The sequence below is a fragment of the Streptomyces sp. NPDC050806 genome (assembly GCF_055586425.1).
The window spans coordinates 342,813-361,360 of the sequence record NZ_JBVJIF010000009.1 but is presented as its reverse complement, the minus strand read 5'-3'; the positions used below and the strand labels follow the sequence as shown (position 1 = coordinate 361,360).

17 protein-coding genes are annotated in these 18,548 nt (G+C 75.1%); 8 read left to right on the top strand and 9 right to left on the bottom strand.

Features of this window, described 5'->3' with window-relative positions:
• The first annotated feature begins 211 nt into the window (after positions 1-211).
• Entirely contained in the window at positions 212-1,561 is a 1,350-nt protein-coding gene (locus tag ACZ6WH_RS28795) for a DUF445 domain-containing protein (RefSeq protein WP_469731814.1), read from the top strand.
• A gap of 52 nt (positions 1,562-1,613) precedes the next feature.
• The gene (locus ACZ6WH_RS28790; RefSeq protein WP_469731813.1) at positions 1,614-2,378 is read left to right on the top strand and encodes a class E sortase; all 765 of its coding nucleotides are present in this window, start codon (positions 1,614-1,616) and stop codon (positions 2,376-2,378) included.
• Here ACZ6WH_RS28790 and ACZ6WH_RS28785 read toward each other — a convergent pair.
• From ACZ6WH_RS28785 to ACZ6WH_RS28775, 3 genes are all read right to left on the bottom strand, one after another.
• A complete protein-coding gene (locus tag ACZ6WH_RS28785; RefSeq protein ID WP_469731811.1) occupies positions 2,375-3,382 on the bottom strand; it encodes an SCO0930 family lipoprotein in 1,008 nt (335 codons plus the stop codon). The two genes, ACZ6WH_RS28790 and ACZ6WH_RS28785, sit on opposite strands and share 4 nt — an antisense overlap.
• 176 nt (positions 3,383-3,558) lie before the next feature.
• Entirely contained in the window at positions 3,559-5,115 is a 1,557-nt protein-coding gene (locus ACZ6WH_RS28780; RefSeq protein WP_469731809.1) for an NADH-ubiquinone oxidoreductase-F iron-sulfur binding region domain-containing protein, read from the bottom strand.
• Complete coding sequence (locus tag ACZ6WH_RS28775; RefSeq protein ID WP_432854844.1) at positions 5,112-5,831, bottom strand: hypothetical protein; 720 nt, start codon at positions 5,829-5,831, stop codon at positions 5,112-5,114. Before ACZ6WH_RS28775 ends, ACZ6WH_RS28780 begins: the two co-directional genes overlap by 4 nt.
• A gap of 433 nt (positions 5,832-6,264) precedes the next feature.
• Between ACZ6WH_RS28775 and ACZ6WH_RS28770 the strand changes: the two genes are divergently transcribed.
• Positions 6,265-7,146, top strand: a complete 882-nt coding sequence (locus ACZ6WH_RS28770) for a PucR family transcriptional regulator (RefSeq protein WP_432854841.1) — start codon at positions 6,265-6,267, stop codon at positions 7,144-7,146.
• Positions 7,147-7,230: 84 nt separating this feature from the next.
• On the opposite strand, the gene ACZ6WH_RS28765 is transcribed toward ACZ6WH_RS28770, so the two are convergent.
• The 3 genes from ACZ6WH_RS28765 to ACZ6WH_RS28755 form a co-directional block, all read right to left on the bottom strand.
• Entirely contained in the window at positions 7,231-8,703 is a 1,473-nt protein-coding gene (locus ACZ6WH_RS28765) for a DUF1996 domain-containing protein (protein ID WP_469731806.1), read from the bottom strand.
• Positions 8,700-9,458, bottom strand: coding sequence for a DUF4142 domain-containing protein (locus ACZ6WH_RS28760; protein ID WP_469731804.1), 759 nt, complete (start codon positions 9,456-9,458; stop codon positions 8,700-8,702). The genes ACZ6WH_RS28765 and ACZ6WH_RS28760 overlap by 4 nt, the downstream gene beginning before the upstream one ends.
• Before the next feature lie 185 nt (positions 9,459-9,643).
• The gene (locus tag ACZ6WH_RS28755) at positions 9,644-11,464 is read right to left on the bottom strand and encodes an AMP-dependent synthetase/ligase (protein ID WP_469731802.1); all 1,821 of its coding nucleotides are present in this window, start codon (positions 11,462-11,464) and stop codon (positions 9,644-9,646) included.
• Between the two features lie 134 nt (positions 11,465-11,598).
• Between ACZ6WH_RS28755 and ACZ6WH_RS28750 the strand changes: the two genes are divergently transcribed.
• The 3 genes from ACZ6WH_RS28750 to ACZ6WH_RS28740 all read left to right on the top strand — a co-directional run bounded on the left by ACZ6WH_RS28750 (position 11,599) and on the right by ACZ6WH_RS28740 (position 13,837).
• Complete coding sequence (locus ACZ6WH_RS28750; protein ID WP_469731800.1) at positions 11,599-11,901, top strand: DUF6412 domain-containing protein; 303 nt, start codon at positions 11,599-11,601, stop codon at positions 11,899-11,901.
• 162 nt (positions 11,902-12,063) lie between these two features.
• Entirely contained in the window at positions 12,064-12,837 is a 774-nt protein-coding gene (locus tag ACZ6WH_RS28745) for a YidC/Oxa1 family membrane protein insertase (protein ID WP_469731798.1), read from the top strand.
• A gap of 142 nt (positions 12,838-12,979) precedes the next feature.
• Positions 12,980-13,837, top strand: coding sequence for a fumarylacetoacetate hydrolase family protein (locus tag ACZ6WH_RS28740; protein WP_469731796.1), 858 nt, complete (start codon positions 12,980-12,982; stop codon positions 13,835-13,837).
• 34 nt (positions 13,838-13,871) lie between these two features.
• Here ACZ6WH_RS28740 and ACZ6WH_RS28735 read toward each other — a convergent pair whose 3' ends face one another.
• The 3 genes from ACZ6WH_RS28735 to ACZ6WH_RS28725 form a co-directional block, all read right to left on the bottom strand.
• Positions 13,872-14,840 carry a DUF3048 domain-containing protein gene (locus ACZ6WH_RS28735; protein ID WP_469731794.1) on the bottom strand — a complete coding sequence of 323 codons (969 nt, stop codon included), beginning with the start codon at positions 14,838-14,840 and terminating at the stop codon, positions 13,872-13,874.
• Between the two features lie 71 nt (positions 14,841-14,911).
• The gene (locus tag ACZ6WH_RS28730) at positions 14,912-15,379 is read right to left on the bottom strand and encodes a heme-degrading domain-containing protein (RefSeq protein WP_469731792.1); all 468 of its coding nucleotides are present in this window, start codon (positions 15,377-15,379) and stop codon (positions 14,912-14,914) included.
• Positions 15,376-16,494, bottom strand: a complete 1,119-nt coding sequence (locus tag ACZ6WH_RS28725; protein ID WP_469731790.1) for a Gfo/Idh/MocA family oxidoreductase — start codon at positions 16,492-16,494, stop codon at positions 15,376-15,378. Before ACZ6WH_RS28725 ends, ACZ6WH_RS28730 begins: the two co-directional genes overlap by 4 nt.
• Before the next feature lie 56 nt (positions 16,495-16,550).
• On the opposite strand from ACZ6WH_RS28725, the gene ACZ6WH_RS28720 reads away from it, so the two are divergent.
• Both ACZ6WH_RS28720 and ACZ6WH_RS28715 read left to right on the top strand, forming a co-directional pair.
• Positions 16,551-17,711, top strand: coding sequence for an ROK family transcriptional regulator (locus tag ACZ6WH_RS28720; protein ID WP_469731788.1), 1,161 nt, complete (start codon positions 16,551-16,553; stop codon positions 17,709-17,711).
• 34 nt (positions 17,712-17,745) lie between these two features.
• Positions 17,746-18,510 (top strand): GntR family transcriptional regulator, encoded by a 765-nt coding sequence (locus ACZ6WH_RS28715; RefSeq protein WP_469731786.1) that lies wholly within the window; start codon positions 17,746-17,748, stop codon positions 18,508-18,510.
• The last annotated feature ends 38 nt before the right edge of the window (positions 18,511-18,548 follow it).

Below are 18,548 nucleotides of genomic sequence, written 5' to 3'. Positions count from 1 at the left end.
AGGGCAGCGTCTGATCAGCAGCGCCGTCGCAGTCCGATCGATCCTCCATGATCCCATGGTGGACGCCACGGCCGCCGGGCGGCTCCCTCGCCGCCGGGACGGCGGCGGGGCGATGCGCTCGACCTGTGGGACGACGGGAACTCGTGGTTCGTTCCAGGAAGGGAACCAGGACTAGGTCACAGTTGGACATACACCCGGGGCGGTCGAACGGATGGAGCGGATGGAACGCACGAAGACGGACCTGGCCACCGGCGCGGAGGGCGGGCCGGCGGCCGGAACCGCCGCGAATCCTGTGGCCGGTTTCACATTCAACGAGGCCGACGAGGAGAAGCGGCGCGGGGTCCGCCGCATGAAGACCTTCGCCACCGGCCTGCTGCTGGCCGTGGCCGTCGTCTACGCGCTGGCGAAGTGGGCGGGCGCCGCCGGGGCCGGCGGCTGGACCGGCTATGTGGCGGCGGCCGCCGAGGCGGGCATGGTCGGCGCCCTCGCGGACTGGTTCGCGGTGACGGCGCTGTTCCGGCGGCCGCTCGGCCTGCCCATCCCGCACACCGCGATCATCCCGACGAAGAAGGACCAGCTCGGGCAGAGCCTCGGCGACTTCGTGGGCGAGAACTTCCTCTCCGGCGAGGTGGTGCGGCAGCGGCTGCGCAAGGTCGGCATCGGCAGCCGGGTCGGCCGCTGGCTCGCCGAGCCCGAGCACGCCGACCGGGTCACCGCCGAGCTGGCCACGGCGCTGCGCGGCGCGCTGACGGTGCTCCGCGACTCCGACGTGCAGGCGGTGGTCGGCGAGGCGATCACCCGCCGCGCCGACGCCCAGGAGATCGCCCCGGGGCTCGGCGCGATGCTGGAGAAGGTCGTCGCCGACGGCGGCCACACCCGGCTGGTGGACCTCGTCTGCGCCCGGGCGCACGACTGGCTGGTCCTGCACTCCGACTCCGTCATGTCGGCGGTGGCGGGCGGCGCGCCCGGCTGGACCCCGCGCTTCGTGGACCGCAAGGTCGGCGACCGGGTCTACAAGGAACTGCTGCGGTTCGTCACGGAGATGCGGGACATGCCCGAGCATCCGGCGCGCGGCGCGCTGGACCGTTTCCTCACCGACTTCGCGGGCGACCTGCAGTCCGACACGGACACCCGGGCGCGGGTGGAGCGGCTGAAGTCGGAGGTGCTCGGCCGCGGCGAGGTGCAGGACCTGATCGCGTCGGCATGGGGCTCGGTCCGCGCCATGATGGTGGCCGCGGCGGAGGACGAGCGGAGCGAGCTGCGGCAGCGGGTGCGCGGCGCGCTGCTGTCGCTGGGCAAGCGGCTGGCGGCGGACGACCGGCTGCAGGGCAAGGTCGACGGCTGGCTGGAGGGCGCGGCGGTGTACGTCGTCACGACGTACCGGGACGAGATCACGCTGCTGATCACCGACACCGTCGCGAGCTGGGACGCCGAGCAGACCTCGAAGAAGATCGAGGCGCACATCGGCCGGGACCTGCAGTTCATCCGGATCAACGGCACGGTGGTGGGCGCGCTGGCGGGTCTGTGCATCTACGCGGTGTCCCACGCGCTGGGCGGCTGAAGCGGGGCCGTCGCTCTGGTGATTGCCGCCCGCACGCCGTACGGTGCCCCGCGTGCGGGAGCGGATACCGGTGGTGGTGCAGGGGCGGCGGGGCCGGCGGCGGTCCGCCGCACGGCTGGTGTGGACCGCCGCCGAGCTGGCGGTGACGTGCGGCGTGATCCTGTTGCTGCTCGTCGTCCACCAGCTGTGGTGGACCAACCGGCAGGCGCAGGCGAGCGCCCGGCAGCAGGTGTCGGACCTGGAGCGGGAGTGGCGCGGTACGCCGCCGTCCTTCGCACCGCTGCCGTCGCCGTCGGACATGGCCATCAGGCACGACACGGTGATCGAGGAGTCGCCGTCGGCCGAGCCGCCGCCGGCCCCGCGCCACGACCTGGCGTACGCCGTGCTGCGCATCCCCCGCCTCGGCGTCACCGCGCCCGTCGCGGAGGGGATCGGCAGGGCGGGCGTGCTCGACAAGGGGTACGTGGGGCACTACCCGCAGACCGCGCAGCCCGGACGGGCGGGCAACGTCGCGCTGGCCGGGCACCGCAACACCCACGGGGAGCCGTTCCGCCGGCTGAACCTGTTGCGGGCCGGCGACACCGTACGCATCGACACCGCCGACGCCCGCTACACCTACGTGGTCGACCGGACCCTGCAGCGGACCACGCCCGCCGACGGGACGGTGCTGGCGAAGGTCCCGTACAGCTCCGTCCACCCCGGACACCGCTACAGCGAGCCCGGCTACTACCTGACGCTGACGACCTGCACGCCGGAGTACACCTCGAAGTACCGGCTGGTCGTGTGGGGGCGGCTGGCGAAGATGGAGCCGCGCTAGTACGCGCTCGGGGCCCCGGCGGACTTGGAGATCTTCTTGCCGTCGGGGCCGACCGCGAACCAGGTGCCCTTCACGCCCTGGCCGTTGACGTCCCCGGGGGCCTTGTCGCCCTTGAACAGGTACATCGGCCAGCAGTCCACGGCCAGCTGCTTCGTGCCGTCGGGACGCTCGACGGTGGTGATCAGCTTGGCCGGCACCCCTTCGATCCTCTTTTTGTCGGCGGGCCCGGCGGGCTTCCAGGTGTCCAGGCAGGCGCCGACGCAGGCGAACTTCATCGGCCAGGGGCTGTCCTTGGTGAAGCGGTAGAGCGTGCGGCCCTTGCCGTCGACGATGATCTTGCCGAGCTGTGCGTTGTCGGCGACCGAGACGTCCGCCTTCGGCGCGGCGGCCGGCGGCTTCTTCGCGGCTGCCTCCCCGGCCTTGCCGCCGTCGGCCGCCAGCGCGTGCCAGACGCCGCCGACGTCCTGGCCCTTGGTGTCGCCGGCCGCGGTGTCCTTGGCGTACCGGTAGACGGGCCAGCCGCCGAGGGTGAGCTGCTTGCTGCCGTCGGACCGGGTCACCGAGCCGAGGTCGGCGGCGTTGATGCCGGCGGTGGCCTTGGCGTCGTCGGCGGGGACCGGCGGCCAGGTCGAGGCGCAGTCGCCGTTGCAGGCGGACTTCGGCGGTTTCGGGGTGTCCTTGTCGAAGCGGTACAGGGTCAGGCCCTGGCCGTCGGTGACGATCTTGCCCAGCCCCGGTGCCTCCTTCAGCGCGAGGGATTCGGCGGCGGCGCCGAGCCCGCCGGCCGCGGCGCCGCCCGCCGCGTCGTCGCCGTACGCGCCGTCCTTGGCGGCGCCCGACCCGTAGCCGTTGTCGGAGGTGCCCTGGCCGGCGGGCTGGACCTGGTCACTGCCGGCGGCGCCGTAGTCCTTGTCGCCGCAGGCGGCGGTGAGGGCGAGCACGGCGAGGGCGGTGAGGGCGATGCCCGCCTGTCGCCGGTTGACCGGAGCGGCTCGGTTGCTCATGGGGATCTCCTTCGGTGGGGGCGGCGGAGGTGCCGTCGGGACGGGGGTACGGACGGGGATACGGGAGGCGGTGCTGCCACCGTTCAACGCCCGCGAAAGTTGTCACTTCACGTCAAAAGGCGGTGCGCTACGGGCAGTACGGGGGCGGAGCGGGATCGGCGTACGCCCGTACGGGGTCACTCGGCGGGGGACCGGACGCGCAGGGCGAGGGCCGGGCAGCGGCGGACCGCGAGCTGGGCGCGGCGGCGCATCCGGGCGGGCAGCGCCATGGCGGCCTGCTGCGGATAGCCGTCCGGGCCGAGGCGGACGACGCCGGGCGCGAGATCGGCACAGAGCCCGTGGCCCCGGCAGAGCGTCCAGTCCACGACCAGTTGCGCGGCGGGCGCGGCCGGGGGGACGGGGGCCGCGGCGCCGGGCGGTGGGGCGCCCCCGGGCAGCGGCAGGGCGCCCAGGACCGGGCGTCCGCAGCCGCCGCCGTGCGCGTGCGCGGCGAACTCCTCGGGGAACGCGGCCAGCGCGGAGGCGACGAAGCGGGCGGTGCCGTCGGGGTGGCCGCACGCGCCGCGCCGCTCCACGGCCCGGGTCCTGGCCTGCACGGCCGCCAGGGCACGCGCGCCGCCGCCCCGCACCACCGCAGCCAGCGCGTCGGCGAGCGCGGGCAGGCCCAGCACGCACGGGCCGCACTGGCCGGCCGACTCCCCGGCCAGCCAGCGCGCCACCGCCGCGCACTCCCCGGCTGGGCAGGTGCCTGCCGGCAGCGGGAGCACGGCGCCCGCGCCCAGGACGGCGCCGTGCGCGGCGAGCGCGGGGCGGTCCAGGGTGACGGTGCGCGCCGCGGCCGGGGCGAGGAACGTGCCGTGGTAGCCGCCGATCAGCACGCCCTGGCCCGGCCCGGTGCCGCAGTGCGCCAGCACCCGGTCCAGACGCACGCCGGTGGGGGCTTCCAGGACGTGGCAGCCGGCGACGGTCAGCAGGAGGGTGCCCGGCTCGTCGGGGACGCCGGTGGCGCGGTGGCCGAGCGCGCCCAGCCGGGCGGCGACCGCGAGCTGCGCGTAGGTCTCGGTGTTGGACAGCAGGGTGGGCAGCCCGCCGAGGCCGCGCTCGCTGGAGCGGACCTTGCGCCCGGAGGGCAGCCCCGGGCCGCCGTCGAGGCCGTCGACGAGGGCCGAGCCCTCGCCGCCCACGAACCGCTCCGGCAGCCGGGCCACGCGCAGCCGCAGCGACATCGGGCCGCGTTCGGCGATCGCCCGGCCGACCGACTCCGCCACGTCGGCGCGGGCCACCCCGACGGCGATCTCCCCCGCGCCGAGCGCGTGCGCGGCCAGCAGCGCGCCGTCCAGCACCAGATGGGGCGCGTGGAGCAGCAGCGCGGTGTCCTTCAGGCAGCCCGGCTCGCCCTCGGTGCCGTTGACGACCACGGCGGCCCGGCCCTCCGAGCGGCGCAGCGCCTCCCGTACGGCGGTGACCTTGCGGGCGAAGGGGAAGCCGGCGCCGCCGCGGCCGCGCAGCCCGATGTTCTCGGCGAGCGCGGTCAGTTCCGCGGCGGAGAGCACGGGGGCGGTGCCGTGCCGGGTCAGATGGTCCACCCGGGAGAGCCGGGCGCCACCGGCCAGCCCGGCGAGCAGCCGCGCGGGGCCGAGCGAGACGGGCGAGGTGAGCAGCGGTAAGGGCGCGTGCGTGGCGGGCGGGGCGGTGGCGGCACGTGGGGCGGCGGGGCGCAGGACGGTGGTCATGACGGGCCCTTCGGGGGGAGCGGTGCGGCGGGGCGGTGGCGGCGGCCGGTGCGGGGTGGCGACAGGCCCGCCCGCAACCGCAGGGCGAGCACCAGGGCGACGGCCGCGAGGCAGCCGGCGTACCCGGCGGTGACCCAGCCCGCCGCCGGGCGGCCCGCGCGCAGGCCGTGCACCAGCGCCGCGCCCCAGGCCAGGTACGCGGTCATGTGCAGGGCGCGCCACCACCGGGCGGCGGCCCGGCCGGTGAAGGCGGTGCGCGCGGCGCCGGTGACCGCCACCGCGAGGAACCCGTAAGCGGCGAGCGTGCCCAGGCCGATCAGGGCCGGGCGGGCCCCGTCGGCGAAGGGCAGCGCGGCGGCCCGCCCGGTGGTCTGGCCGCGGGCCACCTTCACCCCGATGTGCAGGGCGAGGAAACCGAGGCCCGCCACGCCGGTGCCGCGGTGCACGGCCTGTGCCAGCAGCCGGTGTCCGGAGGCGAGCACCCGCCGGTCGGTGGCGGCCAGCCCCCAGACCACCGTGCCGGTCAGCGCGACAAGGGCGAGCACCCCGGCTCCAAAGTCCAGGAAGTCCGCGGCCCGGCCGGCGGCGCCGGAGCGGGCGAGGACGGCCAGGAAGAGCAGCAGCGCGGCGGGCAGGACGGGTCGCAGCGGGGGTCGTCTCCCGGCGCGGGGAGCGGAATGCGGGCGGCGGCGGGTGCGCGGGACTGGCGCGGGCATCGGGTCTCCACGGAAATCGAGCGGAAGGATGCACAACGCCCCGGAAAGGGCGGGGAATTGCCGTACGTACCGTCGGCGATGTGTCCGGCAGCATCGCGGACGCGTCCGGCCCCTTCCGGGCCTTTAGCGCGCTGTGACAAATTCCTGCACCGGCATCGCCGTCGTCCGTCCCGGTGCGGATGATGCCGACTCAGACACTGGCCCTCAGGCACAACGGCCGTATCCCAGCCGCCCCCCGACGGCAGGAAACGAGGTAGCGATGTGTGAACTCCTGAACCGCATCTGGTCACGCCCCCGAGGTGAGTGGACCCGGGTTCTGCGAAAGGAACTCCCGTCGCTCGCCGAGAAGATGGTGGAAGAGCTGCGTATCGCTTTTCCCGCCTTTTCCGCCCTTCTCGCGGAATCCCCGAAGGAAGAGGAAGCGCAATGGGCCATGGAACAGGCCCTGTTGACCTCGCTCGGTTATCAGGAACGGACGGAGCGCGAACGCCGGCCGGCCGGACTCGTCGTCACGCCGATGCCGGTGTCCCGCGCCCGCCAGGTCCTCTTCGGCGCGCTCACCGGACAGCAGCCGCTGTCGGCCGCCGCGCTGGCGGAACCCGCCCGGTGCGCCGGCTGGCCCGTACCGGCCTCCCTGCGGGCCGTCGTGCTCGGCTCCGCCGCCGAGGCGCCGCAGCTGGCCGCGGCGCTGGGCGACGCGCTCGTCGGCACCGTCGACGGCACCACCTGCCTCCTCGTGCCGGACCCCGGGACGCAGACCCGGCCCCGGCTGGAGGCCGCGCTGAAGGGCCGCGCGGCGGCGGTCGGCCATGCCGTGCCCGCCGACGACGCGGCGTCCTCGGTGCGCTGGGCCCGGGCGCTGCTGGCCCTCGGCCCGGGGCGCGGCGGCCCCGACGTACGCCCGGTCTTCGTCGACGACCATCTCTCCGCGCTGCTGCTTCTGCAGGACGAGTCACTGATCAGGGCGCTGACCGCACGCTGGCTCGGCCCGCTGGAGGAGCTGACGCCCCGGCAGAGCGAACGGCTGGAGGTGACGCTGCTGGCCTGGCTGGAGGGCGGTGGCGCGCCGGAGGCGGCCAAGGTGCTCCAAGTGCATCCGCAGACGGTGCGCTACCGGCTGCGGCAGATCGAGAAGCTCTTCGGCCCCGCGCTGCGTGACCCGCGTACCCGCTTCGAGCTGGAGATGGCGCTGCGCAGCCGGCGGCTGCTGGCCCGGGTGCGGCGGTTTCGCTCCCGGCCGGGGCGCCGGGCCGGGGCGGTGACCGGCGTCCGGCCCCTGGGGATCGCCAGGGAGGCACGGGTCAACGGGCTCTGAGCGCGCCGCCCGCCGGGTGGGTCCCGGCGGGCGGCGTCGGTGCGGTGGTCCCGGGCCGCGCGTGCCCGGGACCACCGCGGCGGCTCAGTCGCAGTCGCGGCCGCTGTTGATGCACTCGACGGCCTGGTCCATCAGCTGGTCCGGCATGACGTTGATGAAGTCGCCGTGGTCGGTGACCGGCTTGTGGAGCTGTTCGGGGAAGCTGTCCACCGCGAACTGCTCACCCTCCGGAACGTCGTAGGTGATCTTCTCCTGCAGCTGCGGGACGGCGCGGAAGCCGGCCGGGCAGGAGCCGTCCTGCTGGGCGAAGGCCACGTGCGTCCGGTGGTTGGCGCTGTCGGTGTTCTGCCCGTCCCAGCAGCTCTGGAAGTTGAAGGTGCGCACCACGTCGGAGCCGTCCGGGCAGATCGGGTACTTGTCCTTCAGCTGCCGGTCCTCGAAGCCCGTGCAGCTCCAGGAGGCGTTGGCGTTGGCCGGGCCGTTGGTGAACGCCTTGGCGTCCCCGGTGATGATCCGCAGGAAGCGCGGCATCGCGGTCACGTCGCCGTCCTGACTGCCGCTGAAGGTGAGCTGCACGTCGGACGGGGTGAGGACCGAGCCCACGTTGCCGTCGTGGCCCGCGCCGGGCTTGTGCTCGGCGGTGCCGTCCAGGACGCGCAGCACCGGCCAGTAGTACGTGGACAGGTCGCCGTTGCCGCAGGTGGTGCCGGAGGCGGCCAGGCTCTCGTCGGTGGAGAAGGCGTCGGTGGACTCGTTGCCGACGTAGTCGTGGGTGTGGTGCGCGCCGTTGCTGACGCCGGGGGTGACGATGACGTTGTCGGAGTTGAAGTGGCCCTCCTCGTTGGTGCCGCACTCCGAGACGAAGGTGCCGGTGGACGCGCCCTCGCCCTGCGGGGGCTGCTGGGCGTTGGGCTGTACGGAGCGGATGTCGGCGAAGTCGTCGGGCGAGGGACCGCCGACGGGCGGCGGCTGCCCGCCGCCCTGCTGCTGACCGCCGTTCTCCTGACCGTCGCCGTCCTGGCCGCCGCCCTGCTGCTGACCGCCGTCGTCCGCCTGTCCCTGGTCCGGGGCCGGTTCGCCGACCGACACCGGCTGTCCCGTGGACTTCATCCGGCAGGCACTCATGTTCAGCAGCGCGTCGGGGCGCGGCGCCGACCTGCCGATCGCGTCGGCCATCGCCCCGATGGTCTTCTCCCGCTGCTGCCGCAGCTGCCCGAGCACGGCGTCCGTACCGCTGCCGCGGCCGCCCGCCGTCATCTTCTCGTACGCCGCCGCCACCTGACGGTCCAGCGCCGCGAGCCCGCGGGACACCGGGAGCTTCGCGCCGCGCGGCACCTGGCGCAGCCGGTCGCCGACGTCCGGACAGGACACGGTGGCCGCCGCGGCAGCCCCGGCCGCCCGGCCGTCGTCGCGCTGTCCCGGGCCGTTTCCGTCCGTCCCGTCCGCCGAGGCGCCGGCGGCTATCAGCGCGGTCCCGCCGCCGCCCAGCAGCAGCGCGGCGGCCGCGGCCACCAGCCGGGTGGTCAGGCGCGAGCGTTTATGGGCCTGTGGAGTCATGCGATCACTTCGCTTCGTGGGGAGTGGTGGGAAGTGCTGAGGAGAGTGAGGTGGGGGTGCGGCCGCGTGTTCGGGGAAACGTACGGCTGCCGGGGGCGGGCCGCCGCCAGGTTGCCGAAGTCGACCAGGCCGGTACCTTCCAGGACCGTGATGTGGTCCAGGACGACCGCATTCGTACGAGTGGCCAGGCGCCGCACCATCGCGTTGCGGCTCTGCGCCCGGACGAGCGCCACGAGCCCGAAGACCTTGCCGTGCGCGCGGCGCAGCAACTGCGCGAAGCGCCGGTCGAATTCCTGGCCGCGCGCCGCGTCCAGCCGGCCGAGCCAGCCCTGCTGCTGTGCGGTGGGCTCGTCCGGCAGCGGCATTCCCAGGTCACGGGCGGCCCGCACCGAGAGCCGGTCCAGCTCCGTGTGCCCGGCCACGAGGTGGTCGCCCGCGGTCCGCACGGCCTTGCGCGTACCGCGCTCCCGCGCCTGGCGGCCCGCGGGCAGTTCCCACAGCCCGGCGAGCCGCACCTTGCGCACGAAGTCCCGGTCCAGGGGTGTCAGCGGGCCGTACGGGGTGCGGACGGTGCCGCCGCCGTCGTCCTCCCAGCCGGCCGCCGCTGCGGCCACCGAGGTGTTCTGGCCGAAGAGCTGGACGGGCAGCAGCAGGGCGACGAAGGTGGCCGCGAGGGCGGCGACGATCAGCCCGGTGGCGAGCGCCCGCGCGTCGGCGGGGGATGCGGGGGACGACAGGCGGGCGAGGGAACGCAACTGAACCTCCCGGTCGGTCCGGTGGGGACGACTGGGACGCTAGGCCGGTGGCGGGCGGCGGAACGCGGGGTCCTCATGCCCGGACAAGAAACGGCCGGAGCGGCGCGGGCGCTGCTACGGTGCGGCGGGGCCCGCCTGCCCCGGCCCGGTACGCCGGCGGGGCCGTGCCCGCGCGCGGGCACCGCTCAGCGGCTGTACAGCGCGTCGATCTCCTGCGCGTACGCCGCCTCGATGGCCCTGCGGCGCAGCTTCAGGGAGGGCGTCAGCAGCCCGTCGGCGACGCTGAACTCGCCGGGCAGGATGCGGAACGCGCGGATCGACTCGGGGCGCGAGACCGACGCGTTGGCGACCGCCACCGCCCGCTGCACCGTCGCCCGCACGCCCTCCTCCGGCGGCTCGCCGGGCCGGGCGTGCTGGTATCCGCCGCGGTAGCGCCGCCAGTGCTCCAGCGCGTCGGGGTCCAGGGTGATCAGCGCCGCGATGTAGGGCCGGTTGTCGCCGACCACCAGGCACTGCGAGACCAGGGGATGGGACCGGATCCGTTCCTCCAGCCCCTGCGGCGCCACGCTCTTGCCGCCACTGGTGATGATGATGTCCTTCTTGCGGCCGGTGATCACGAGGTGGCCGTCCTCGTCCAGGAGCCCGAGGTCGCCGGTGGCGAACCAGCCGTCGTGGGGCGCGCTGCCCCGCTCGTCGACGTACCCGGTGAACACCACGTCCCCGCGCACCCACACCTCGCCGTCCTCGGCGATCCGTACCGCGCAGCCCGGCAGCGGCCGCCCGACCGTGCCGAACCGCACCCGGCCCGGCGGCTGCGCCGTCACCGCGCCGCTGGTCTCGGTGAGCCCGTACCCGTCGTAGATGGTCAGCCCGGCTCCGGCGAAGATCCGCCCGAGGTCGGCACGGAGCGGTGAACCGCCCGAGACGGCGGTGCGCACCCGGCCGCCCAGCACCCCGCGGATCCGCCCGTACACCAGCCGTTCGTACAGCGCGTGCTTGGCGCGCAGGGCGGGCCCCGGGCCGTGCCCGCGGCCCTGTTCCTGGCGTTCCACGGCGTGCACGTACGCGAGCGCGGTGGACGCGGCGGCGTCGAACATCCGCAGCCGGCCGTGCTCCTCGGCGACCCGGCGCGCGGTGTCGTAGATCTTCTCGAAGACGTAGGGGACGCCGAAGAGGAAGGTGGGCCGGAAGGAGGCGAGCGCGGGCAGCAGGGCCTGCGGGGTCAGCTCCGGTTCGTGGCCCAGCAGGATGCCCCCGCGCAGGCAGGCGACCTGGACCATCAGCCCGTAGCTGTGCGCGAGCGGCAGGAACGCCAGGATCGACGGCTGCTCGCCGGGCGGCCCGGCGAGCCGTCCCCAGCCCGCCAGCAGGGTGTCCGCCTCCGCGGCGAGGTTGCCGTGGGTGAGCACGCAGCCGCGCTGCCGCCCGGTGGTGCCGGAGGTCTGTACGACGGCCGCGGTGTCCCGCGGGACGACGGCCCGGCGGAGCCGGTGCACGTCCTCGTCCGCCAGCCGGCCGCCGAGCTCGCCGAGCCGGCCGACGCAGTCCTGGTCCAGCTGCCAGACGCGGCGCAGCCGGACCTGCGCGTCGCAGGCCGACGCCACGGTCATGGCGTGCTGTTCGTTCTCGATGACGACGGTCCGCGCCCCGGTGGTGGCCAGCAGCGCGTGCAGCTGCTCGGTGGAGGAGGTGGGGTAGACCGGTACGAGATGCGCGCCGAGCGACCAGACCGCATAGCTGAACAGCGTCCACTCGTAGCGGGTGCGGGACATCACCGCGATCCGGTCGCCGGGGCGCACGCCGTCCGCGAGCAGGCCCTTGGCCAGGGCCAGCACCTCGGCCCGGAAGGCGTCGGCGGTCACCGGCCGCCAGCGGGCGGGGTCGGCGGGGTCCCGCCGGGCCGCCACGGGGAGGGCCGGCACCCGCTCGGCCAGTTCGTGGACGGAGTCGGCGAGGCCGCCGTTACGGGCCGCGGCCACCAGGGCGGGCGTACTGATCTCGCGCACGGCACCTCCCTGGTTCACCCCGGTCCGAGTGGCCGGTGGCAGCGGGAAAGTTACCCGCTGGGAACCCCGACTGCACAGATCTGTGGTTACTCTTGAGCGGAAGAGGACAAAGCCGAGCGGGAGAGGGGGCACGCGTGCAGCGCATCGCAGACCGGCGGCTGTACGTCGGCGCGCTCCTGTTCCTGCTCGCCGGGCTGGTGCTCGCGCAGAGCGGGCCGGACACGGCGCTGACCGTGGCAGCGGCCACCGCGGCCCTCCTGCTCAGCGGCAGCGCCGTGCTCGTCGCGACGCTGGCACGCGCCGAGCCGCCGCACCGGGTGCGCACCGCCATCCGGGACCGGGAACGCCGTACGGCCTTCCTGCCGCAGCGCGATCCCGACGCCGCCGGCCGGCCGCGGCCGAGGGCACCGGGCGGCCGTCTCCCGACGGCCGCGTAGGCGCTCGCAAGGCGCTGCTCCACCTCGCCCCGCACGGGGCCCGTCCGCGCATCCGCGCACGCACGGGTCTGCCCACGTGGCTCGTCACGCCGAGATTCACCCCTTTCTTCCGGAAGTCGACTTTCTTCCGGTCAGCGACGTGACCCCACGGAGGGCTCCTTCATGTCCGTCTTCGCCACGCTCGGCGCCGCGCTCGGCCACCTCGCCGACGTGCTCGCCCCGGTGTTCGGCGCCTCGGCGACCGCCGCCGCCATCGTCGTCTGCACGCTCGCCGTGCGCGCCGCCCTGCACCCGCTCTCCCGGGCCGCCGTACGGGGGGAGAAGTCCCGGGCCGCGCTGGCCCCGCGGATGACCGAAATACGCCGCCGGCACGCCAAGGATCCCGAGCGGATGCAGCGCGAACTGGCGGACCTCTACCGGAACGCGGGCGCCTCGCCACTGGCCGGCTGTCTGCCCATGCTGCTCCAGCTGCCGGTCTTCTTCCTGATGTACCACCTCTTCACCTCCGCCCGCTCCGGGCTGCTGGGGGAGCGGCTGCTGGGCGCCCCGCTCGGCGGTCACTGGGCAGACGCGCTCGCCGACGGCGGCCCGTTCGGCCCGTACGGGCTGGTGTACGTGGCCCTCTTCGCGCTGGTCGCGGCGGTGGCGACGCTGAACTTCCGGCGGACCCGCCGGGCGACGGCGGCGGCCCGGGCCGACGCCACCGGTGAGCAGGTGCCGGGCATGGCCGCGATGACCAGGCTGGCGCCGCTGCTGTCCTTCGGCACCCTGGTCACCGTGGCCGTCGTGCCACTGGCCGCGGGCCTGTACGTCGTCACGTCCACGGCGTGGACGGTGTGCGAGCGGGCGCTGCTGACGCGCGACCGGGAACCGGCCGCCGAAGCCGCCCGGCCGGCCGTCGGCGGCGCCAAGTCACGTACTGCTACTGCTGAGTAAAGGTCCAGTACGTGAACGGGGTCTTGCGGGCGGGACCTCGTTCTTGGACGATCATCCGAATCGCTCGATGGCCGCACCCATCGGCCGGCCCGGGAGACCCTCCCGGGCCGACCCTTCGCACACGACCACGGGAGTTGAATCGATGAAGCTGCTGCGTGTCGGACCGGTGGGGGCGGAACGCCCGGCGCTGCTCGACGAGTCGGGAACCCTGCGTGACCTGTCGGAACTGGTGCCGGACATCGACGGGGCGCTGCTCGCCGACGAGACCGCGCTGACCCGGATACGGGAGGCGGCCGCGTCCGGCGGGCTGCCCGCACTGGACCCTGCCGGACTGCGGACGGGTGCGCCGCTCGCCGGCATCGGCAAGGTCGTGTGCATCGGGCTGAACTACCACGACCACGCCCGGGAGACCGGCGCGGCCATCCCCGCCGAGCCGATCGTCTTCATGAAGGCCCCGGACACCGTCGTCGGCCCGGACGACACCGTGCTCGTACCCCGTGGCAGCGAGAAGACCGACTGGGAGGTCGAACTGGCCGTCGTCATCGGCCGCACGGCCCGCTACCTGGAGACCGACGAGCAGGCCCGCGCGGCCGTCGCCGGTTACACGATCGCGCACGACGTTTCCGAGCGGGAGTTCCAGATCGAGCGCGGCGGCCAGTGGGACAAGGGCAAGAACTGCGAGACGTTCAACCCGCTGGGCCCCTGGCTGGTCACCTCCGACGAGGTTCCCGACCCGCAGGCGCTCGGCGTTCGCCTGTGGGTGAACGGTGAGCTGAAGCAGGACGGCACCACGGCCGAGCAGATCTTCCCGGTCGCCGAGGTCGTCCGCTACCTCAGCCACTTCATGACGCTGTACCCCGGCGATGTCATCAACACCGGCACCCCGGCCGGCGTCGCCATGGGCCACGCCGAGCCCAAGCCCTACCTCCGCGCCGGCGACGTCGTCGAGCTGGAGATCGACGGCCTGGGCCGGCAGCGCCAGGAGCTGAAGGACGCCTGACGCGCCGCCGGGTGGCCCGCGGGGCGTCCGCGCCTCAGCCCTTCTCCGGGGTCAGGGCCACCCAGACCGGGCCGCGGGGGAAGGCGAGGCGGTTGCCGTCGGGGGTGGTGAAGGCGGTGCCGCCGTCGGCGGCCGCGCGTGACCACCGGGCCTCGTACTTCTTGCCGTCGCGGAGGACCAGCGCGTCCCCCGACCCCACGGTCTCGGTGTACGGCGTGACGCTGCCCCACTTGTCGTGCAGGCGGGAGGAGCGGACGGTCACGTACTGGATCACCACGGTGGCGACGCCCAGCCGGCCGGCGCCGGTGGTGCGGAAGGGCGTGCCGTCCATCGAGACCAGCCAGCGGTTCCGGGGCTCGGACCAGGTGAAGCCGAAGCGGGCCGCGGGGTAGCTGACGTCCTGCCGGCTGGTGCGGGTGCCGCCCGAGGGGGCCGAGCCGAAGCGGAAGCCGATGTCGGCGGGGGCCGAGGCGCCCGAGGCGGCTTCGAGGGCGCGGGCCGGGCGGAGGTAGAGGTTGTGCGGCGCGGCGCGGTCCGCGCTGCGGACGTACGCGTCGGGCGCCTCGCCCGGCGGCAGGGGGACGAGGGGCGCCGACTCCAGGGTGGGGCGGAGCTTGGCCTGCGCTCCGGAGTAGGCCAGCGCCGGGTTGCCGAACTGGCGGAGCAGTTCGAGGTCGGACTCGCGGGCGCTGCGGACCGGGCCGACGCGGTCGGGGAGGTGGGCGGCGAAGACGGCCAGTATCCGGGACAGGCCCGCCTCCACCTGCTCGGTGTAGAGGATGTCGGCCTTCTCCAGGCCGGTCTGCGGCCGCGCTGCGGCGACGTTGTCGATCTTCACGGCGAGCACCTTGTCGCCCGCGCCGTCCTCGCCGGTGAACGGCGACCGCCCGTCGTCGCCCGCCTGGCACCCCGCCACCAGCGGCGTCAGCCCCGCGGCGAGCCCCGCCGCCAGGACGGTGCGCCGTGATGTTCCGGTCCAGCCCGCCCCGCCCGTCCGCGCCATGGGGGTTACCGCCTCTCTCGTCGGTTCCCCCACAGCTTTCCCGTTTCCGGGGGCGGGGCGCACGCTTTGCGTCAGGCGGGGCGCAGGAATCGCTCCAACGCCTCGACGACGAGGGCGTGGTCGTCGGCCTGGGGGAGGCCGGAGACGGCCACCGCGCCGACGACCCCGGTCCCGCGCAGGCGGATCGGGAAGGCGCCGCCGTGTGCCGCGTAGGTGTCGGGGTCCAGCCGGGAGGACTCCTCGAAGGTCCGGCCCTTGGCCCGGAAGCGCGCGCCGACCAGGAAGGACGCCTCGCCGTACCGCTCCACCACCCGGCACTTGCGGTCCAGCCAGGCGTCGTTGTCGGCGCTGGTGCCGGGCAGCGCGCAGTGGAAGAGGCGCTGGGAGCCGCGCCGGATGCTGACCGTCACCGCCGCGTTCCGCTCGCGGGCCAGGCCGACGAGGAGGGAGCCCAGCGCCCAGGCGTCGTCGTTGCCGAAGCGGTCGAAGACCAGGCGGCGCTCGTGCTCCTCCAGGGTGTCGATGTCGTCGGCGGTCATCGGGTGGCCTCGATCCGGACGGTGCGGCCCTCGGCGGCCGAGAGCCTGGCGGCCTCCAGGACGCGCAGCGCCGCGGCGGCCTCCAGGGCGGTGACCGGCGGTGTGCCGCCGGTACGCAGCGCCTCGGCGACCGCGGCGTAGTACGCGGGGTAGTCGCCCGGCAGGGTCGGCACGGGCTCGCCGCCGCCGGTCTCCGGGGACTCCCCGGCGCCGATGCGGCCCCAGGAGGACTGCGGCTCCACGCCCCACTCGGTGCCGGCGCCGGGCCGGACGCCCTCGCGCAGCGCCGCCTCCTGCGGGTCCAGGCCGTACTTCACGTAACCGGCCTCGCTGCCGAGCACCCGGAAGCGCGGGCCGAGCTGCGCGGTGGTGGCGCTCACCCACAGGTGGGAGCGGACGCCGTTCGCGTGCGTGAGCGCGAGGAAGGTGTCGTCGTCGGCCTCGGCGCCGGCGCGTCGCACGTCGGACTCCGCGTACACCGAGACGACCGGGCCGAAGAGGGCCAGGGCCTGGTCGGCGACGTGGCTGCCCAGGTCGTACAGCAGTCCGCCGATCTCGGCCGGGTCGCCGGACTCGCGCCAGCCGCCCTTGGGCTTGGGCCGCCACCGCTCGAACCGGGACTCGAAGCGCCACACCTCGCCGAGCGCGCCCTCCTCGACCAGCTTGCGCAGGGTCAGGAAGTCGTTGTCCCAGCGGCGGTTCTGGAAGACGGAGAGGAGCAGCCCGCGCTCCTCGGCCAGCGCGGCGAGCCGCTCGGCCTCGGCCGCGGTCGCCGCGAGCGGCTTGTCGACGACGACCGGCAGGCCGGCCTCCAGGGCCGCGGTGGCGAGCGGGACGTGGGTCTTGTTGGGGGAGGCGAGGACGATCAGATCCAGCTCCGCCGCGCGGGCCAGCACCTCGTCGGGGGCGGCGACCGTACGCACCTGCGGGTGCTCGGCGCGGGCCTGCGCCTGCCGGTCGGGGCTGGAGGTGGAGACCGTGTCGAGGACCAGGCCCTCGGTCGCGGCGATCATCGGGGCGTGGAAGACGGAGCCGGCCAGGCCGTAACCGATGAGGCCGACGCGGAGGGGGCTGCCGGGGAGTGCGGTACCGGTGGAGTCGCTCGGGCTGCTCATGACTCCCACTTAAGCAACGCTGTTGCCAAAGTGCAAGCGATGCGGAGAATGGAGGAGTGAGCAGCGAAAACCCTCCCCACTCCGACCCGGCACCGACGACGCCCGGCGGCGCCAACCTCCCCCTGCTCCGCGGGCACAACGCGGCCGTGCTGCTAGGGCTGCTGCGCGCCGCGGGCGACGGCGGTGTCAGCCGGCTGGAGCTGGCCGAGCGCAGCGGGCTCACCCCGCAGGCGGTCAGCAAGATCACCGCACGGCTGCGGGAGGACGGGCTCGCCACCGAGGCCGGCCGGCGCGCCTCCACCGGCGGCAAGCCCCGTACGGTCCTGCGACTGGTCCCCGGCGCCCGGCACGCGATCGGGCTGCACCTGGACCGGGACGAGAGCGTCGCGGTCCTCGCCGACCTGGCCGGCGAGCCGGTCGCGGTCCGCCGCGCGCCGCTGGACCTGGGAGCCGGGGCGCACGAGGTGCTGGCGGCCGCCGCCGACCGGGTCGCCGAGGTGCGTGCCGCGGCGCCCGAGGCGCAGGTGATCGGCGCGGGCGTCGCCTGCCCCGGCCCGCTGGACCACCGGACGGGCGTCCTGCACCGGGTCACCGGCCTGCCGCAGTGGGACGGCTACCCGCTCCGCGACGCGCTCGCCGAACGGCTCGGCCTGCCGGTGGTGCTGGACAAGGACACCAACGCGGCGGCGCACGGCCTGGCGCAGCACGCGCGCGGCGCCGGCTCGTTCGGCTATCTGCACCTGGGTACGGGGCTGGGCGCCGGGCTGGTGCTCGACGGCGCCGTGCACCGCGGGGCCAGGACCGGAGCGGGCGAATTCGGGCACCAGGTGGTGCAGCTGGACGGGCCGCCGTGCGGCTGCGGCAAGCGCGGCTGCGTCGAGGCGCTCTGCCTGGCCGCGGTGGCGGTGGGCGACCCGGCGGAGGCGGCACGCGTGCTGGGCGTCGGCGCGGCCAACCTCGTCGAACTGCTCGACGTCGACCGGGTCCTGCTCGGCGGGCGTACGGTCCTGGCCGACCCCGATACGTACGTACGCGGGGTCGCCGCCTCGCTCGACGGCCAGCTGCGCGCGCACGGTGCCGGGGGCGCCCGCGCCGTACCGGTCGTGGCCGCGCCCGGAGGCCCGCACGCGGTGGCGCTCGGCGCGGCCCACCTCGTCCTCGCCTCCCTCTTCGCCGCGCCGCACGGGCCGTTCACCGCGGCGGGCCCGGCACGCTGAGCCGCGCGCCGGACGGGCGTGCGAGGATCGGCCGGTGGACTACCCGAAGGACCAGGCGCCCGGTGCGCCGATCAGAGCCGGCATCCCCGAGCACGGGCGCATCCCCAAGTACTACGCCGCGAAGGTGCGGATCGGCGAGCTGCTCGCCGAGCTGGGGGAGGGCGAGCCGCTGCCGACCGAGCGCGAACTGGCCCTGCGGTTCGAGGTGTCGCGGGAAACCCTGCGCCAGGCGCTGCGCGACCTGCTCCTCGAAGGCCGGATCCGTAGGCTCGGCCGGGGCACGGTGGTGGCCGGGCCCAAGCTCGAACAGCCGCTGGCGCTGGCGAGTTACACCGAGGGCGTGCGCAAGCAGGGCCGCCGCCCCGGGCGGCATCTCATCGGGCTGGACCGCTTCCCGTGCCCCGACCTGCTCGCCGCCGACCTCGATCTGCCGCCCGGCGAACCGGTGTGGCACATGGAGCGCGTGCTGCTCGCCGACGACGAGCGGGTCGGGCTGGAGAGCACGTACGTCGCGGTCGAACGGGCGCCCCGGCTCGACGCGGACTTCGAGCCGGACTCCTCCTTCTACGCCTACCTCCACGACCGGCTCGGCATCGGCTTCGGCGACGCGGACGAGCGGCTGGAGACGGTGCTCGCCACGCCGCGCGAGGCGCTGCTGATCGGTACGCCGGGGGCGCTGCCGATGCTGCTGATCCACCGGATCAGCCGCGATACGGCCGGGCGGCCGCTGGAGCGGGTGCGGACGCTGTTCCGGGGGGACCGGTTCTCGTTCACGGCGCGGCTCGGCGGCGCTCCCTAGAGGCGCGGGGAACTGCGCGCGCAACCACCGCGGTGGGG

What these genes read in the sequence shown, in the direction of transcription:
- ACZ6WH_RS28795 (WP_469731814.1), top strand. Translation starts at nt 212, where the DNA reads ATGGAGCGGATGGAACGCACGAAGACGGACCTGGCCACCGGCGCGGAG.
- ACZ6WH_RS28785 (WP_469731811.1), bottom strand. Translation starts at nt 3,382, where the DNA reads ATGAGCAACCGAGCCGCTCCGGTCAACCGGCGACAGGCGGGCATCGCC.
- ACZ6WH_RS28740 (WP_469731796.1), top strand. Translation starts at nt 12,980, where the DNA reads ATGAAGCTGCTGCGTGTCGGACCGGTGGGGGCGGAACGCCCGGCGCTG.
- ACZ6WH_RS28770 (WP_432854841.1), top strand. Translation starts at nt 6,265, where the DNA reads ATGGAACAGGCCCTGTTGACCTCGCTCGGTTATCAGGAACGGACGGAG.
- ACZ6WH_RS28730 (WP_469731792.1), bottom strand. Translation starts at nt 15,379, where the DNA reads ATGACCGCCGACGACATCGACACCCTGGAGGAGCACGAGCGCCGCCTG.
- ACZ6WH_RS28725 (WP_469731790.1), bottom strand. Translation starts at nt 16,494, where the DNA reads ATGAGCAGCCCGAGCGACTCCACCGGTACCGCACTCCCCGGCAGCCCC.
- ACZ6WH_RS28765 (WP_469731806.1), bottom strand. Translation starts at nt 8,703, where the DNA reads ATGACTCCACAGGCCCATAAACGCTCGCGCCTGACCACCCGGCTGGTG.
- ACZ6WH_RS28780 (WP_469731809.1), bottom strand. Translation starts at nt 5,115, where the DNA reads ATGACCACCGTCCTGCGCCCCGCCGCCCCACGTGCCGCCACCGCCCCG.
- ACZ6WH_RS28775 (WP_432854844.1), bottom strand. Translation starts at nt 5,831, where the DNA reads ATGCCCGCGCCAGTCCCGCGCACCCGCCGCCGCCCGCATTCCGCTCCC.
- ACZ6WH_RS28735 (WP_469731794.1), bottom strand. Translation starts at nt 14,840, where the DNA reads ATGGCGCGGACGGGCGGGGCGGGCTGGACCGGAACATCACGGCGCACC.
- ACZ6WH_RS28745 (WP_469731798.1), top strand. Translation starts at nt 12,064, where the DNA reads ATGTCCGTCTTCGCCACGCTCGGCGCCGCGCTCGGCCACCTCGCCGAC.